Annotated in this window: 15 protein-coding genes; 9 read left to right on the top strand and 6 right to left on the bottom strand. The window is 63.6% G+C overall.

All coding sequences use genetic code 11. From position 1 onward, the window contains the following. Positions 1–52 precede the first annotated feature (52 nt). On the bottom strand, positions 53–190 hold the full coding sequence (locus tag AB6809_RS30705; protein ID WP_371027925.1) for a hypothetical protein: 138 nt from the start codon (positions 188–190) through the stop codon (positions 53–55). A gap of 38 nt (positions 191–228) precedes the next feature. On the opposite strand from AB6809_RS30705, the gene AB6809_RS30700 reads away from it, so the two are divergent. Next, the gene (locus AB6809_RS30700; RefSeq protein ID WP_371027924.1) at positions 229–975 is read left to right on the top strand and encodes a sugar phosphate isomerase/epimerase family protein; all 747 of its coding nucleotides are present in this window, start codon (positions 229–231) and stop codon (positions 973–975) included. A 256-nt stretch (positions 976–1,231) separates the two neighbouring features. Here the strand turns inward: AB6809_RS30700 and AB6809_RS30695 are convergent, their stop codons facing one another. Continuing rightward, positions 1,232–2,404 (bottom strand): TIGR03118 family protein, encoded by a 1,173-nt coding sequence (locus AB6809_RS30695; RefSeq protein ID WP_371027923.1) that lies wholly within the window; start codon positions 2,402–2,404, stop codon positions 1,232–1,234. 173 nt (positions 2,405–2,577) lie between these two features. After that, positions 2,578–3,444, bottom strand: a complete 867-nt coding sequence (locus AB6809_RS30690; RefSeq protein WP_371027922.1) for a LysR substrate-binding domain-containing protein — start codon at positions 3,442–3,444, stop codon at positions 2,578–2,580. A gap of 127 nt (positions 3,445–3,571) precedes the next feature. Here AB6809_RS30690 and AB6809_RS30685 point away from each other — a divergent pair, with 127 nt between their 5' ends. The 6 genes from AB6809_RS30685 to ggt all read left to right on the top strand — a co-directional run bounded on the left by AB6809_RS30685 (position 3,572) and on the right by ggt (position 10,889). Further along, complete coding sequence (locus AB6809_RS30685; protein ID WP_371027921.1) at positions 3,572–4,594, top strand: ABC transporter ATP-binding protein; 1,023 nt, start codon at positions 3,572–3,574, stop codon at positions 4,592–4,594. Continuing rightward, complete coding sequence (locus AB6809_RS30680) at positions 4,591–5,733, top strand: ABC transporter ATP-binding protein (RefSeq protein ID WP_371027920.1); 1,143 nt, start codon at positions 4,591–4,593, stop codon at positions 5,731–5,733. Before AB6809_RS30685 ends, AB6809_RS30680 begins: the two co-directional genes overlap by 4 nt. Positions 5,734–5,838: 105 nt before the next feature. Then, entirely contained in the window at positions 5,839–7,341 is a 1,503-nt protein-coding gene (locus tag AB6809_RS30675) for an ABC transporter substrate-binding protein (protein WP_029968858.1), read from the top strand. A gap of 6 nt (positions 7,342–7,347) precedes the next feature. Then, positions 7,348–8,292 carry an ABC transporter permease gene (locus AB6809_RS30670; RefSeq protein WP_107707936.1) on the top strand — a complete coding sequence of 315 codons (945 nt, stop codon included), beginning with the start codon at positions 7,348–7,350 and terminating at the stop codon, positions 8,290–8,292. Then, entirely contained in the window at positions 8,292–9,188 is an 897-nt protein-coding gene (locus tag AB6809_RS30665; RefSeq protein WP_371027919.1) for an ABC transporter permease, read from the top strand. The genes AB6809_RS30670 and AB6809_RS30665 overlap by 1 nt, the downstream gene beginning before the upstream one ends. 63 nt (positions 9,189–9,251) lie before the next feature. Continuing rightward, positions 9,252–10,889 carry a gamma-glutamyltransferase gene (gene ggt, locus AB6809_RS30660; RefSeq protein WP_371027918.1) on the top strand — a complete coding sequence of 546 codons (1,638 nt, stop codon included), beginning with the start codon at positions 9,252–9,254 and terminating at the stop codon, positions 10,887–10,889. Between the two features lie 14 nt (positions 10,890–10,903). Here ggt and AB6809_RS30655 read toward each other — a convergent pair whose 3' ends face one another. From AB6809_RS30655 to AB6809_RS30645, 3 genes are all read right to left on the bottom strand, one after another. Further along, positions 10,904–11,866: a Dyp-type peroxidase gene (locus tag AB6809_RS30655; RefSeq protein WP_371027917.1), complete on the bottom strand. Its 963-nt coding sequence runs from the start codon at positions 11,864–11,866 to the stop codon at positions 10,904–10,906. 182 nt (positions 11,867–12,048) lie between these two features. Continuing rightward, on the bottom strand, positions 12,049–12,570 hold the full coding sequence (locus tag AB6809_RS30650; RefSeq protein WP_053860497.1) for a DinB family protein: 522 nt from the start codon (positions 12,568–12,570) through the stop codon (positions 12,049–12,051). A 15-nt stretch (positions 12,571–12,585) separates the two neighbouring features. Continuing rightward, positions 12,586–13,368, bottom strand: coding sequence for a GntR family transcriptional regulator (locus AB6809_RS30645; protein WP_371027916.1), 783 nt, complete (start codon positions 13,366–13,368; stop codon positions 12,586–12,588). Positions 13,369–13,424: 56 nt separating this feature from the next. On the opposite strand from AB6809_RS30645, the gene AB6809_RS30640 reads away from it, so the two are divergent. Beyond that, positions 13,425–14,156: an enoyl-CoA hydratase/isomerase family protein gene (locus AB6809_RS30640; RefSeq protein WP_053860499.1), complete on the top strand. Its 732-nt coding sequence runs from the start codon at positions 13,425–13,427 to the stop codon at positions 14,154–14,156. A 313-nt stretch (positions 14,157–14,469) separates the two neighbouring features. After that, entirely contained in the window at positions 14,470–15,870 is a 1,401-nt protein-coding gene (locus tag AB6809_RS30635) for an MFS transporter (RefSeq protein WP_371027915.1), read from the top strand. Positions 15,871–15,884: the final 14 nt, after the last annotated feature.

Raw genomic sequence — 15,884 nt, 5'->3', positions numbered from 1 at the left:
GCCGCTTGCAAAGGGTGATTTCGCAGCGAAAACGATTAACAAACCGGCAGGTTCAATCCAGTTTGCCCTGTTCGGCCAGCTCTACAAAAGTGTCGACCACATGGCGGACTTTCGGCCGTAGGTGAGCCACCTTCGGCCAGACGGCGTGCACGTCGATGAACTCACTCGAAACGTCTTCGAGAACTGACATCAACTTGCCAGACTCCAGATGAGGTCGCAGCAGAGACATTGGCAGCAAAAGCAGGCTGGGACGGCATCGGCCTGATTCATTCGGATATCTATGCAACGGCCGACAAGATCGGCTTCCCGGAAATGCGCCGAATCCTCGAAGCCAACGGCATGAAGCACGTCGAGTTCGAGTTCCTGGTCGACTGGTATCAAACCGGCGAGCGCCGCCGCACGTCGGATAGCATGCGGTACTACTACCTGAAGGCTGCGGAAGAACTTCGTGCGCGCATCGTGAAGGTCGGTCCAGGCATTGGCGAAGAAACCGCAAACATTCCGCTGATGGTCGATGAATTCGGCAAGCTGGCTGACGATGCCCAGAAGCGCGGTACGCAAGTGATGCTGGAAATCATGCCGTTCAGCAACGTACGCACGATTGAAACCGGCAAGGCCATCGTCGAAGGCGCGAACAGGAAGAACGCGGGTCTGCTGCTCGACATCTGGCACCTGAGCCGCGGCAATGTGGACTTCAAGGAAATCGCCACAATCAAGCCGGAATTTATCAAGGGCATCGAACTCGACGACGCGGACCGTTACGCAATCGAGCCGCTGTGGATGGACACCTGCCACAAACGCCGTCTGCCGGGTGAAGGCGTACTCGACGTGCAGGGCTTCATCAAGGCAGTCCAGGCGACGGGCTTTGACGGGCCGTGGGGCGTGGAAATATTGTCGGAAGTCGAGCGCAAGCTGCCGCTCGAGGAGATGGCCACACGTGCGTACAACGCGACGATTCGGCAGTTCGAAAATTAAGCACGACGCCTGAACCGGGTAGGCGAACGGCCGCCGCCAGACGCTTGCGGCCGCTTTTTTGGAGGCTTCGACGTGCCGGTCGCTCGTTCACGACGAGCGACCTTCTCTCCCAAAAGAGAACTGCTTCCCGCTCAGCAGTTCCTTTGTCCGCAGGGTGATAGCCGACAGGCCTCTGTACGATTCTCGGGCGCTCGCGGTGCTCAAAGCAACGCGGCCGCTCGTTCCACCTTAGCGGCCGCACTATTCGCCCCCCAACCTACATGCCGATGCTGGCGCCGCCGCTCGAACTCGTGCCTGTACTCGTTCCCGTGGCGGAACCCGAGGTCGATGCCGGATTCAGATCGATTCTTCCATAGACGCCGTCCGCTTCGTCATTGGGCCCCGCGGCGAAGAAGAGGGTAGTGGCAGGCTGATTGTCGAGCCCGTTGCCGAACGCGATGCCCCACAAACCCGGCTCGACGATCGCCTTGCCGTTCGAACTCCTGATGGCGCCCATCGACTGGCCGCTCGATGCGTTGAACGCGTTGATCGTGCCGTCGCCGAAATTGCCGATCAGCACAGCGCCGCTCAATGAGCCGAAATTGCCCGGCGCTTGCGCAATACCCCACGGCGCATTCAGCGCGCCGCCCGTTGCAAAGTGCTGCTTGAGATTGCCCGCCGTGTCGAATACGTCGACCATGCCGAGTCCTGCTCCCGCGACGTCGTCATGTTTGTCGGAATCCTGCTTCGCATAGGTGACGAACAGATTCGATCCGATCAACTGGATGCCGAACGGCGCGAAGCCGGCAGGAATGGATGGATCCGCAAAGGCGCCGGGCATGGCGACTTTGGCAAAGTTGGTGTCGAAGACGTCGATTTTGCTGTTATGGAAATCGGTGGCGTAGAGAAAGTTGTTGCCGTTGTTCGGCGCGAGAGCGAGGCCCTTGTACACGGCGCCGCCGGTGCCGTCGTCGTACATGACAAACGCATTCGTCGGCCCAACGGCGGGCGCCCATGCGGTGACGGTGCCGCCTTCTCCCACGAAGATAAACGCGGCGACGCCCGTCTTGCCGTTTCGCGTCACGTTGAAGCTTTGCGTGCCGTTGAATACGATGCCGGTCGGCGACGCTGTTCCATTCGTACCATTGGGGATCGTGACGACCAGCGATTGCGGCACGCCGTTGCCGTCATAGAGTGTCGCGAGGTTGGTTCCGTTGTCGGCGACCCAGACGAAGCCTTTCGGATTGAAGGTCACGCCCCAGGCATTCTTCAGATTGGGGTCCGTGTGCGCCGCCGACACGGCGCCGTCCGAGACGAGCGCCGTTGCGGTGAACGACGACTGCAAAGGCGGCCCGGAACTGTTCGAGCTGGAACTGCCGCCGCATGACGCGAGTGTCGCGATAGCCGCGCCGCAGGCTACGACGGTGAACGCTGCGAGTAGAGACTTCATGGCCGCACTCCTTGTTCCGTCCAAAGGTCACAACGCTGAATGAACGGGAAGGCGAACGGGTTTATTCCAGTGGTGGGAAATTATTTGCGCGTGATTTCCATGGCTGAATTGACTATCCGCTGCGGATCGATTGAGTCATAGAACAGAACAGCGCACACGCCATGTCCGGCCGCTCAGTCGCTGTGCAGCGTATCGATAATCGCCTGTGTGATGCCGGGCCGGCCATATGACGCGCGCTGGATCATGCCGACTGTGCGCAGCACCGGCGGATCTGAAATCGGCAGCACGCGCAGTAACGGATCGTTTTGCCAGTTGCCGCGATGCAGAAGCGGCAGCACTGCGACGCCGACATTTTCGCGCACCAGCGCGACGATCGTCTCGATCGAATTGAGTTCGAGGTATTCGTTGACCGTCACGCCGGCTGTTTGCAGCGCATGCTCGACGACGCGCCCGGTGCGCACGCGCCGGTCGAAGCGCAAAAAGGGATAGCTGCGCAGAATCCGCCGCGGATCGTTGTCGCCGATTTCGCGGCTGACCACCAGCATCAGCGGCTCCGTGTAGAGCGTCGCCCACTTCAGCGTGTCGGGCAGGGTGGTGTCGGCATGCGCGACGACTGCCGCGATATCGACCTCACCCGCCTCGACTGTCCGCGCCAGTTCGTCGGAGCGCGACGACAGCAGCCGCACATCCAGTTGCGGATGCGCGGCCTTCAAACGCGCGATGACCAGCGAGAGCGCGCCGATCACCGACACCACCGCGCCGATGGTGACCGGCCCGACCATCGAATCCGCCGGCGTCGCCTCCAGTTCGGCCAGCAGGTCGAAAATCTGCTCGACCTTCGGCCAGATATCTTGCCCGTCGCGGCTCAATGCGATCTGCCGGCCGCTGCGGTCGAATAGCTGGCGGCCGAGCGCCTGTTCGAGCCCGCGCATCTGCAGGCTGACCGCCGCCTGGGTCAGCGCGACGCTGTCGGCCGCTGCCGCAAATGATCCGGTGCGCGCGACTGCCCGAAAGGTCCTCAGCATGCGCAGCGTGGGCATCGTTCATCCTCAAGAAAAAGTTAAGTACGGGTAAGAAATATTAATATTTTCTGTCGTAAAGCGCACCACATAATCGCCGCGAGACAGCCTTGAACAGGACTAGCAGCACGATATGGAGTTTCCCAGCGTGACCGATGCCGCCCGCCGACCGGTTCTCGAGGTTCGCGGCTTTTCGTTGAAGTTTTCGCGCGACGCCGACGCGCCCAACCTCGTCGACGACGTGTCGTTCTCGGTCGGCACTGGCGAGACGCTATGCATCGTCGGCGAATCGGGCTGCGGCAAGAGCGTCACGTCGCTCGCACTGATGGGGCTCCTCGCGAGTCCGCCTGCGCAACGCGTCGCCGGCACTGCGCACTTCGAAGGCAAGGACCTGTTCGCGCTGTCCGAGCGCGAACTGGCCGATATTCGCGGCAACCGGCTGTCGATGATCTTTCAGGAGCCGATGACGTCGCTGAATCCGGCGTTCACGGTCGGCGAGCAGATCGGCGAAAGTATCCGCCGGCATCGCAATGTGGAGCGCCGGCAGGCGCGCGAAGAGGCGCTCCAGATGCTGCGGCTGGTGCGGATTCCGGCGCCGGAAACCCGGCTCGATGCGTACCCGCATCAGCTTTCCGGCGGCATGCGCCAACGCGTGATGATCGCGATGGCGCTCGCGAATCGCCCGCGCCTGTTGATCGCCGACGAGCCGACAACCGCGCTCGACGTGACCATCCAGGCGCAGGTGCTGGCGCTCGTGAAGAATCTGCAAGCCGAGACCGGCACCGCGATGGTGTTGATCACGCACGACCTCGGCGTCGTCGCGGAAGTCGCCGACCACGTGGCGGTGATGTACGCGGGACGCATCGTCGAATACGGCACCGTCGCCGATCTGTTCGACGACCCGCAACATCCGTACACGATCGGCCTGATGGGCGCGATTCCTTCGGTCGGCAAGCGGGAAGGCGCGCTTGCGACGATCCGCGGTTCGGTGCCGTCGCCTGAGTTGATGCCGCACGGCTGCCGCTTCGCGCCGCGCTGCCCGTTCGCCGAACAACGCTGCATTGACGCCGCGCCGCCTGACAAGGTGATCGCCGGCGTGCATCGCGTTGCGTGCTGGCTCGCTCCGGTCGAACAGGTCGCCGCGCCGGTATTGCGTGAGGAAATGGCATGACGACGCCCACTAAACCGACGCCGCACGCACAGCCGGCCTCGCAGCCGGCTTCTCATTCGCCGGCGCCGATCATCGAGGCGCGCTCGCTGACGAAGCATTTTGGCGGTACGCGGCAGCTCTTCATGCGCACGCCAACGGTCTATGCAGTCAACGAGGTGTCGTTCGCGGTCCAGGCGGGCGAGACCTTTGCGATCGTCGGCGAATCGGGCTGCGGCAAGTCCACGCTCGGCCGCCTGCTGCTTCGTCTGATCGATTCGACGGACGGCCGCGTCTTCTATCAAGGCAAGGACATCACGCATGAGCAAGGCGCGCCGCTGCGCCGGTTGCGCCGCGAAATGCAGATCATCTTTCAGGACCCGTTTGCGTCGCTGAATCCGGGCATGACGATCGGCAAGATCGTCGGCGAGCCGATCGCGCTGCACGGCCTCGCGCCCGACAGCGCCGGGCACCGCGAGCGCGTCGCTCAACTGCTGCGCACGGTCGGCCTGCAACCGGCCTACGCGAACCGTTACCCGCACGAATTTTCTGGCGGTCAGCGGCAACGGATCGGCATCGCGCGCGCATTGGCCGGTGAGCCGAAGCTGATCGTCGGCGACGAGCCGGTGTCGGCGCTCGACGTCTCGGTGCAAGCGCAGGTGATCAATCTTCTGGAGACGCTCAAGCAGGACCTCGGCCTCACGCTGATCATGGTTGCGCACGACCTTGCGGTGATCCGCCATATGAGCGACCGCGTCGCCGTGATGTATCTCGGCGAGATCGTCGAGCTGGCCGATGTCGATGCGCTGTTCGACGCGCCGCTGCATCCGTACACGCAAGCACTGCTGCGCGCGATTCCGGCGAGCAGCCCGCACGAGCGGCGTGCGAAGCCCGCGTTATCCGGCGATCTGCCGAGTCCGACCGCGCCGCCTTCCGGTTGCCGTTTCCATACGCGCTGTCCGCATGCGAAGCCGCATTGCGCTGAAGTGCGGCCAGTCAGCGAACGACTCGATGACGGACGGCAGGTCGCGTGCCACTTCTGGCGCGAGATCCAGAACGCCGGCAGCGGCGCACCGCTGGCCACGAGCGTCAGTCCGAAATTGATCGAGCGGCTCGCGATCTACCGTGAGCGCCAGACGGCGCAAGCTTCCGCGGGCGACTGAGCCGGTGGCCGCGATGAAATTCGAGCGAACAAGCGGGACGCGCGCCGCGCCGCCAGGTTCTTCACCACACCGTTTGATGAATCGGAATACAAAGGGAAAATGCTCATGCGAAGAATGTTGATTGCCGCGGCGCTCGCACTTGGCGCCGGCGCCGCGATGGCCCAGACCGGTCAGACAATACGGATCGGCTTGCAGGACGACATCGGTTCGCTCGACCCCGCACGCAGCGTGCAGCTCGTCGACCGGATCGTGTTTGCGTCGCTGTGCAACGCGCTCGTCGATATCACGCCCGACCAGAAGATCGTACCGATGCTGGCAACCTCGTGGACGACGAGCGCCGACGGCAAGACGCTGACATTCAAGCTGCGTAAAGGCGTGAAGTTCCAGAACGACGAGCCGTTCAACGCGGCCGCCGTCAAGGCCAACCTCGATCGCGACCGCACGCTGCAGACGAGCAACCGCAAGAGCGAACTGGCGTCGGTCGATCACGTCGACGTCATCGACGACTACACGGTTGCCATCGTGCTGAAGCAGCCCGACGCCGCGCTGCTCGCGACGCTGACCGACCGCGCCGGCATGATGCTCGCGCCGAAGACGCTCGCCGATCCGGCCGGCGTCGCCGCGCATCCGGTGTGTTCGGGGCCGTACAAGTTCGTTCAGCGCGTGCAGAACGATCGCGTCGTGCTCGAGAAATTCGCCGGCTATTGGGACGCCGACAAATATCCGATCCAGCGCGTCGTATTCCTGCCGATTCCGGACAGCACCGTGCGCCTCGCCAATCTGCGCTCGGGTTCGCTCGACATGCTGGAGCGCCTCGCGCCCTCCGATGTCGCGTCGGCGAAGAGCGACACTAACTTCAGGTTCGCGCCTGTCAGCGGCTTCGGCTACTACTACGTGACGTTCAATATCGGCAACGGCAAGCGCAGCAACGCGGTGCTCAAAGACAAGCGCGTGCGGCAGGCATTCGAGCTCGCGATCGACCGCGACGCGATCAACCAGGTGATCGGCGCGGGCATCTTCGCGCCGGCGAATCAGGCGGTGCCGAAGTCGAGCCCGTACTACAACGCGTCGCTGCCGATGTCGCATCGCGACATCGCGAAGGCGAAGGCGTTGCTGAAGGCGGCGGGCCACGAGCATGTCGACATCGAGTTCACTTATCCGAACAACACGGTGTCGAGCCAGATCGTGCAGATGATGCAGGCGATGGTCAGCGAAGCCGGCTTCAATCTCAAGCTGCGGCCGACCGACTACGCGACCGAACTCAATGCCGCCCACAGCGGCGACTTCGAGGCGATGTACCTCGGCTGGTCGGGCCGCGTCGATCCGGACGGCAATCTGCATCAGTTCAACACGTGCTCCGGCAACCTCAATTACGCGCATTACTGCAACCCCGAAGTCGACCGCCTGCTCGACGCCGCGCGCGTGAAGCTGACCACCGCGGAACGCAAAACCGACTACGAAGCGGCGTCGAAGCTGCTCGCCGACGACGATCCGATCGTCTATGTCTATAACCAGCCGTGGCCGTTCGAGCTGTCGAAGAAAGTGCAAGGCTTCACGCCGTATCCCGACGGCCTGGTCCGCCTGCGCGGCGTCAGTATCAAGGGCTGAGCGGTCATGCTGCGGATCATTGCAAATCGCATGCTGGTCGCCATTCCGACGCTGATTCTGGTGTCGATGCTGATCTTCGGCCTGCAGAAGCTGCTGCCGGGCGACCCCGTGACGGCGATGGCCGGGGAAGACCAGGACCCGCAGTTGATCGCGTCGCTGCGCGTCAAGTACCACCTCGACGAGCCGGTGCCGACGCAGTACGCGCTATGGGTACGTGACGTCGTACGTGGCGATCTCGGCGCGTCGCTGCGCACCGACGTGCCGGTGACGTCGCTGATCGCGCAGAAGCTGCCGGTCACACTGCAACTCGCGGCGATGGCGATGATCTTCGCGATCGGTATCGGCATTCCGGCGGGCGTCATCTCCGCCGCGAGCCGCGGCGGCGCGCTCGATTACGGAGCGAACGTGTTCGCGCTCTCCGGCATGTCGATCCCGAACTTCTGGCTCGGGATCATGCTGATCTTCATCGTGTCGGTGCGCTGGCATCTGTTGCCGTCGTCCGGCTATGTGTCGCCGACCGAAGACTTCTGGCTCAGCATCAAGACCATGCTGATGCCCGCGTTCGTGCTCGGCGCTTCGCTCGGCGCGCAATTGATGCGTCACACGCGCAGCGCGATGCTGAGCGTACTGCGCACCGACTATATCCGGACCGCGCGTGCGAAAGGGCTGCTGCGCGGCACCGTCGTCGTCAAGCACGCCTTTCGCAACGCGCTGGTTCCGATCGTCACCGTGCTCGCGCTGCTGTTCGGCGAACTGCTCGCGGGTGCGGTGCTGACCGAACAGGTTTTCACGATCCCCGGCTTCGGCAAGCTCATCGTGGACGCCGTGTTCAATCGCGACTATGCGGTCGTGCAGGGCGTGGTGCTCGTCACCGCGCTGTGCTTCATCGTCGTGAACCTGTGCGCCGACGTGTTGTACGTCCTCCTCAATCCCCGACTGAGACGCAGCTGATGGCTACTCCCGCCGCCCCCGTTCGTGCCTCGGCCGCTGCGTCGCAGACGACCGTACTGCCGCGCCGCGAGCGCCGCGGACTGGTGAAATTCATGCGCAATCGCGCCGCCGTGTTCGGCGCGGCGCTCGTGCTGCTGATCGTCTTCATGGCGGTCTTCGCGCCCTGGCTGTCGCATTACGACCCGGTGCAGGCCAGCTTCATGACCGTGCGGCAGGCGCCCTCGGCCGCGCACTGGTTCGGCACCGACGAACTCGGCCGCGACGTGCTGAGCCGTCTGCTGTGGGGCGCGCGTGCGTCGTTGCTGGCGGGCGTCGTGTCGGTCTGCATCGCGGTCGCGATCGGCGTGCCGCTCGGATTGCTGGCCGGCTATTTCGGCAAGCTCGTCGACGGCGTGATCTCGCGAATCGCCGATGCGTTGCTGTCGATTCCGTTCCTGATCCTCGCCATCGCGCTCGCCGCGTTCCTTGGACCGAGCCTGACCAACGCGATGGCCGCAATCGGCATCTCCGCGATGCCGCGCTTCGTCCGGCTGACGCGCGGCCAGGCGATCACCGTGAAGGCGGAGGACTACGTGGAAGGCGCGCGGGCAATCGGCCTCGGCCACGCACAGATCATTGTGCGGTACATTCTGCCTAACGTGCTGCCGCCGATCATCGTGCAGGCCAGCCTGACGATCGCGACCGCGATCATCGCCGAAGCGAGTCTGTCGTTCCTCGGGCTCGGCCAGTTGCCGCCGTCGCCGTCGTGGGGTTCGATGCTCAACACCGCGAAGGACTTTGTCAGCCAGGCGCCGTGGATGTCGATTTTCCCCGGCATCGCGATCTTCCTGGCCGTGCTTGGTTTCAACCTGCTTGGCGACGGTCTGCGCGATGCGCTCGATCCGCGCGAGTCGTGACCGGATTCCGTCACCGCTTTCATCGGCCGACTGGCCCTCTCATCACTTTCGTTTGAGTTTTCAATGACACGTTTCAATTGGCAAAACCCGTATCCGACACCGCGCTTGCCCGTGTTCGCGCGCAACATCGTTTCGACGTCTCATCCGCTTGCCGCGCAAGCCGGCTTGCGCATGTTGTGGAAAGGCGGCAATGCCATCGATGCGGCGATTGCCGCAGCGGCGGCGATCACGCTCGTCGAGCCGGTCTCCAACGGCCTCGGCAGCGACGCGTTCGCACTCGTCTGGGACGGCAAGAAGCTGCATGGCCTGAATGCGTCCGGCGTCTCGCCGGCGGCATGGAACGTCGATTACTTCAAGCGTAAGTACGGCGAGGAAAACGGTCTTGCGAAGCATCCGAAGCGCGGCTGGGATGCGGTCACCGTGCCGGGCGTCATCGCCGGCTGGGAGGCGTTGCATCAGAAGTTCGGCACGCTGCCGTTCGCCGACCTGATGGAGCCGGCGATCGAGATCGCCGAACGGGGTCACGCGGTGGCGAGCGTGGTTGCGTACAAGTGGGCGGCGGCCGTGCCTGAGCTCAAGGATCAGCCGGGTTTCGCCGACACGTTCATGCCGCGCGGCCGCGCGCCGGAAGTCAGCGAACTGGTGCGCTTTCCCGGCCACGCAAAGACGCTGCGCAAGCTGGCGGAGCAGGGGCCGCGCGCTTACTACGAAGGCGAGATCGCCGAACAGATCGCCGCGTTCTCGCGCCAGGGCGGCGGCGCGCTCACGATGGACGACTTGCGCAACTACCGTGTCGACTGGGTCCAGCCGATCAGCAAGGACTATCGCGGCCACACGGTGCACGAAATTCCGCCGAACGGGCAGGGCATTGCCGCGCTGATCGCGCTCGGCATTCTCGAACAGTTCGACCTGGGCTCGCTGCCGGTCGACGGCATCGAATCGCAGCATCTGCAGATCGAAGCCATGAAGCTCGCGTTCGCCGACGTCTACCAGTACGTCGCCGACCCGCGCTCGATGGAGGTCACGCCGGAACAGATGCTCGACGACGCGTATCTGAAGTCGCGCGCGAAGCTGATCGACCGCAAGCGTGCCACGCAATTCGACTTCGGCATGCCGAAGGCGGGCGGCACGATCTACATGTCGGTGGCGGACGAGCGCGGCATGATGGTCAGCTTCATCCAGTCGAACTACATGGGCTTCGGCTCGGGCATCGTGGTGCCGGACTCGGGCATTTCGCTGCAGAACCGCGGCTACGGGTTCTCAATGGATCCGAAGTCGGCGAACGTGGTCGAGGGCGGCAAGCGGCCGTTCCATACGATCATCCCCGCGTTCCTCACGCAGCAGGTGGACGGCACGCAGGAAGCGGTGATGAGCTTCGGCGTGATGGGCGGCGATATGCAGCCGCAAGGGCATCTGCAATCGATCGTGCGCATGCTCGACTACGGCCAGCAACCGCAGGCCGCCTGCGACGCGCCGCGCTGGAAGGTCAACCGCGACTTCTCGGTCGACGTCGAAGCGACGCTCGATGTGGACACGGTGCGCGCGCTCCAGGGGCTCGGCCATACGATCAAATCCGTCGACGATCCGTATATGGATTTCGGCTCCGGCCAGTACATCTGGAAGCTCGACCGCAACGATCCCGAACGCGGTTATGTCGCCGCGAGCGACACCCGGCGCGATGGACTGGCCGCCGGGTTCTGATCGGGGCGTTCCACCTACACCGCTTGCAACAGGGCACTGAGCGTGCGCGGCGCCGGAGCGAAGAACACCGCGCCGGTGTGCGCAGTCGAGAAATCGAGCAGGCGGTCGTGCATGCCCGGTGGATCGCCGAGGAACATGCGCTCCAGCATCTTTTGCGTCACCCAAAGATGCCTGGAGTAGCCGATGAAGTAGGTCCCATATTCGCCGTGGCCGGGGCGGCCGAAGGGCATGTTGTCACGCAGGATATCGTGCTCGGTGCCGTCGTCGTCCACAATCGTGGCGAGGGTCTTGTGCGACTTCTGGCCGCTCGCCGCGTCGGGCAATTCCACGTTGCTGACGATCTCCCGGCCGATGATCTGTTCCTGCTCATTCCTGGGAAGCCGAGCCCACGGCTGCATTTGATGCAGATACTTTTGCACTACCACGTAGCTGCCGCCGGCGAATTCCTGATCCTCACTGCCGACCAGCGTTGACGAGTCTATCTCGCGACCAGTCGGGTTGGCTGTGCCATCGACGAAACCAAGCAGGTCGCGCGAGTCGAAGTAGCGAAAGCCCGCAACCTCGTCGGCCAGCGTCACGCTATTGCCCAGTTGATCCATCAGCAGGCGCTCGAATTCAAAGCAGAGATCCTCGCGCTCGGCCCGGATATGGAAGAAGAGATCGCCGGGCGTGGCCGGTGCCGTGTGCGTTGGACCCTCGATCGGCGTGAAGGGGCGCAGCTCCTTCGGGCGCTTGCCTGTCTGAAAACGGTCCCACAGCGCCGACCCCAAGGCCGTGATGCACGACAGCCGGCCGTTGAGATCGCGAAAGCCGACCGTCTTGATCAGATCGTCGAGACCGTCCAGGACGCCGGCGACGACCTGTAGCGCCTCGCGACCCTCGGCGACCGTCAAGGTGAGAAACACCGCCGCACGCGACAGTGGCGCATCGATGCTTTGCGAATCGATTGGGACTCGGTCCCAACTGCTGTCAGTCATTTGCCTCTCCCAGATATCCGTTAGCGGGCAGTCGCGGCATGATCAAGGGGCGCCACTACGAGCACAAGATGAACCCTGGTTCGCCCGCCGACTTCCCTGAAGGATACACAGCGCCCCGCAATACCTGTGAGAGTGTAGGTCTTCATAAATACCGCTAGCCATGTCGACACGACTGCTAGCGGCTAAGCGCGCGAGAAACTCGACTCCGGGTGGGCCGCGATAAAAACCGGCAAGTCGGTAGTCGGCGGTCTCGCGGGAACCTCGAAGAACATTTCGCAGACCCACCCGCGATGATACGAAGCGTGATTCACGAGATGCATGAACATCGCGCCGCGCGACATCGTCGAACGCTCGCCCGAGATGAACGCGAACGTCAGCTCTTCAGCCAGCGACGCATCGCTTTGTGCATCGGCCCAACGTTCGAACCATGCGTTCACGTCCTGTTGCGCGCGACGCAAGTCGTTCAGCTCGGCGTGCAGGACCACGCTGCGCGTCGTGAAGCCGTGTTCCTTGCGCTCGATATGCGCCTTCCAGATCAGATCGACCACATAGTTATGATTCAGCGTACCGATCATCGTTTTGAACAACGTCTGCCGCGTCTTGACGACTTCCTCCGGCGCGAGGGCACCGGTGGCGTCGAAAAGCACCGTGTCGGCCCAGCTCTTATAGCGGGAAAGAATGCGGGCGGTTTGCGTATTGATCATGACTCGTTTCCTCGATTATTCACTTGCGTCGTTTAACACGTCGAGCGCCGCGCGGCACGCGCCGGCCAACTGTTCGCGCATCAGGTCCTGCACGTTCGGCGAGCGGTTCACAATGGCATCGCGAATCTTGACCGCCTGCCTGAACGACGCGAGCATGCGGCCGCCGCGCGCCATCGCAATGCGTCGCAGGCGCCGCACAGGTCCGATCAAAGCTGCGTGACTGTCCTGTAGCGTGCGGTTGTCGGCGATCGTCATCACGAGTGTGTAGAAGCGATCTAGCGCATCGACGTAACTCGCCGGATCGTCGGCATCGACGCTCGCTTGCATTGCTTCGATCACGTCGTCGAATTGCGCGGTGCCGAGCGCCGTGATGCGCTCCGACGCGAGTTGCACGGCAAGACATTCGAGCGCCGCGCGCACCGTGTAAATCTCCTCGACATCGCGCAGCGTCACGGCGCGCACGTACGCGCCGACGCGCGGCAGGACCGTCACCAGTCCCTCGCGTTCCAGTTGCGCGAACGCCTCGCGCATCGGCGTGCGGCTTACGTTCAACTGCTTCGCGACCTGCACTTCCGAAAGGCGGCTGCCCGGGGCGAGCACGCCCTCGACGATCGCCTCGCGCAACGCGGGCACCACCACACCCTCGCTCAATGAGTCGCTCGATGCATGCACCGTGCGCAGGCGCGAGTGATATTTGATCGCGATCTTGTCTAGCGAATGCGCGCCTGCATGAGGCTCTTTCGCGCGCTTGTGCGCGGCGGCGCCGGCAGTCTTGACCACTGTTTTGCTGGAAGGCATTGACACCTCGTCATCATGTGAATACGCTGTATACAGATTATACAACAGGAGATGTCATGGATCGCAGTCCATTGCCGCAGCCGGTTTTGATCGAGCGAGCGGGCGACGTGCTGAGCTTCACGCTGAATCGCCCGGACGCGGGTAACGAGATTTCCGGCCCGATGTTCGACGCGATGACGGCGACGTTGCGCAGCGAAGCCGCCGAGCCGACCGCGCGCGTGCTGCGCATCCGTGCGAGCGGCGACGTTTTCTGCACGGGACGCGAGCGCGCCGCGCGCGATGCGGTGTCGATCCGTTCGGAAGTCGCGCGGCTGATCGAGCTGAAGCGGCTCGTGCGCGGCACGTCGATGATTGCGATCGCGGAAGTGCAGGGCGATGCACACGGCTTCGGCTTCGGACTGGCGATTCTGTGCGACTTCACGCTGGTCTCGTCGCGCGCGACGCTCGCGTTTCCCGAGATGCGCAAGGGTTTGCCGCCTGCCGCGATCATGGCGTACGCGGGCCGCTACGCCTTGCCGAAGGCGCTCTTTCCGATGGTCCTGTTCGGCGACGCGTTGACGCCCGCGGCCGCGTTGCAGGCGGGGTTGATCACGAAGGTCTGCGAGCCCGCAATGCTGCGCAGCGACGCGGACGCGCTCACCGATCGCATTCTCGCGCTCGACGATGCGGGCGTGCGCCAGTGCAAGGCATTCTTCCTGGCGGCCGAGGAATGCACGACCGAACAGAATTTCCGCAGCGCGACCGACATGCTGACCGTCGCGAGCCTGCGGCTGATGCAGGGGCGCTGAGCGCAGGTTCTTTCATCGAACTTCATAGACGGCGAGCGCGAACTTTATCGCGGGACGGCTCGTGTTTGCGCAGACGCCGGCGGCAAGCACCTTGCCTGGGACAGCTTTGCATGGGACGGGAGTAAGTGCTTTGCATGGGACCCGAGTAAGTGCTGAAGCACTAACTCGGGCCGACAGCTAAAGCACTAACTCCCGTCGACAGCTTTGCATGGGACCGGACTAAGCGCTAAAGCGCCAAGTCCGGTCGACAGCTTTGCATGGGACGGGAGTAAGTGCTGAAGCACTAACTCCCGTCGACAGGAGACAGACAGACATGAACGTTAACGCAGGCCCGCGGCTCGACCGTTTGCCGATGTCGGGATTTCATCGGCGCATCATGTGGCTGATCGGCATCGGCATGTTCTTCGACGGCTTCGACATCTACGTCGCGTCGACGGTGCTCGGCGCCACGCTGAAAACCGGGTTCTCGACAATCGGCCAGAACGCGATTTTCGTGTCGCTGACTTTTCTCGGCATGATGCTCGGTTCGCTCGGCACCGGCTTTCTCGGCGACCGCTTCGGCCGCCGCTTCACGTATCAGGCGAATCTTGCAGTGTTCGGACTCGCCTCGCTCGGCGCGGCGCTCGCACCGAACATGAGCATGCTGATTGCGTGCCGCTTCGTGATGGGCTTGGGCCTCGGCGCGGAAAACGTCGTCGGCTATTCGACATTGACCGAATTCGTGCCGCCGCAAAAGCGCGGCAAGCTGCAAGGACTGATGGCTGTGTTCGTCGTGTCCGGGTTGCCGGTCGCGGGGCTCATCGGCCTCGCGCTGATTCCGGCGTTCGGCTGGCGCGCGATGTTTGTTCTGGGCGGCTTCGGCGCGCTGGGCGTCTGGTATGCGCGCAAGTCGCTGCCCGAGTCGCCGCGCTGGCTCGACTCGGTCGGCCGTCACGCGGAGGCGGACGCGATCCTGCGACGCATCGAAGACGAAGTCGCGCAAGCGCACGGCGGCCAACCGCTGCCGCCGCCAGCCGTTGCGAAAACGCCGAGCAAGGCTGCGGCTGCGCTGTCGTTCGGCTCGCTGTTCAGCGGCGCGATGCTGCAACGGATGATCGTCGGCTGCGTGACGCTCGTCGTCATCAATACGCTGCTGTACGGCTTCGTTACCTGGCTGCCGACGTTCTTCGTGCATCAGGGTTTCAGCATCGCGAAGTCGTTCGGCTTCGCGCTGGTCATGTCGCTCGGCGCGCCAATCGGCTCCGCAATCGGCGCATTGACGGCGGACTCGTGGGGCCGCAAGCCGACCATCATCGGCGCGTCGCTCGCGGCGATCGTGTTCGGCGCGATCTATCCGTTCGTCTCGAATCCGCTGCTGCTGCCCCTCGTCGGCCTGTTGCTGACCATTCCGATCTACGTGCTGGTCGCGCTGCTGTTCGCCATCTACATACCCGAACTCTTTCCGACCGAAGTCCGGCTGCGCGCATCGGGCGTCTGCAACACGCTGGGCCGCGGCGCGACGATCGTGACGCCGTTTATCGTCATCGCGCTGTACGCGCGGCACGGCATTGTCGGCGTACTCGCACTGATGATCGGCCTGCTCGCGATTCAGATCGTCGTCGTCGCGTGGCTCGGCGTCGAGCCGACCGGCCAGCGTCTCGAAGACCTGCAACCCGCCGACTCACAGACACCCGATGCGCTGCGCACCGATGCGCATGCATCGCCTCTGAAGTGAACCACCTGGAATCG

The organism is Paraburkholderia sp. RCC_158 (genome assembly GCF_041355255.1).
GTDB lineage: Bacteria > Pseudomonadota > Gammaproteobacteria > Burkholderiales > Burkholderiaceae > Paraburkholderia > Paraburkholderia graminis.
This window is presented reverse-complemented; position numbering and strand designations above follow the sequence as displayed.

Bases quoted from the DNA above. Each gene is read 5' to 3' on its own strand.
- AB6809_RS30670 (WP_107707936.1), top strand. From the start codon at position 7,348: ATGCTGCGGATCATTGCAAATCGCATGCTGGTCGCCATTCCGACGCTG.
- AB6809_RS30705 (WP_371027925.1), bottom strand. From the start codon at position 190: ATGTCAGTTCTCGAAGACGTTTCGAGTGAGTTCATCGACGTGCACGCC.
- AB6809_RS30650 (WP_053860497.1), bottom strand. From the start codon at position 12,570: ATGATCAATACGCAAACCGCCCGCATTCTTTCCCGCTATAAGAGCTGG.
- AB6809_RS30675 (WP_029968858.1), top strand. From the start codon at position 5,839: ATGCGAAGAATGTTGATTGCCGCGGCGCTCGCACTTGGCGCCGGCGCC.
- AB6809_RS30665 (WP_371027919.1), top strand. From the start codon at position 8,292: ATGGCTACTCCCGCCGCCCCCGTTCGTGCCTCGGCCGCTGCGTCGCAG.
- AB6809_RS30680 (WP_371027920.1), top strand. From the start codon at position 4,591: ATGACGACGCCCACTAAACCGACGCCGCACGCACAGCCGGCCTCGCAG.
- AB6809_RS30695 (WP_371027923.1), bottom strand. From the start codon at position 2,404: ATGAAGTCTCTACTCGCAGCGTTCACCGTCGTAGCCTGCGGCGCGGCT.
- AB6809_RS30645 (WP_371027916.1), bottom strand. From the start codon at position 13,368: ATGCCTTCCAGCAAAACAGTGGTCAAGACTGCCGGCGCCGCCGCGCAC.
- AB6809_RS30655 (WP_371027917.1), bottom strand. From the start codon at position 11,866: ATGACTGACAGCAGTTGGGACCGAGTCCCAATCGATTCGCAAAGCATC.
- AB6809_RS30635 (WP_371027915.1), top strand. From the start codon at position 14,470: ATGAACGTTAACGCAGGCCCGCGGCTCGACCGTTTGCCGATGTCGGGA.
- AB6809_RS30690 (WP_371027922.1), bottom strand. From the start codon at position 3,444: ATGCCCACGCTGCGCATGCTGAGGACCTTTCGGGCAGTCGCGCGCACC.
- ggt (WP_371027918.1), top strand. From the start codon at position 9,252: ATGACACGTTTCAATTGGCAAAACCCGTATCCGACACCGCGCTTGCCC.
- AB6809_RS30640 (WP_053860499.1), top strand. From the start codon at position 13,425: ATGGATCGCAGTCCATTGCCGCAGCCGGTTTTGATCGAGCGAGCGGGC.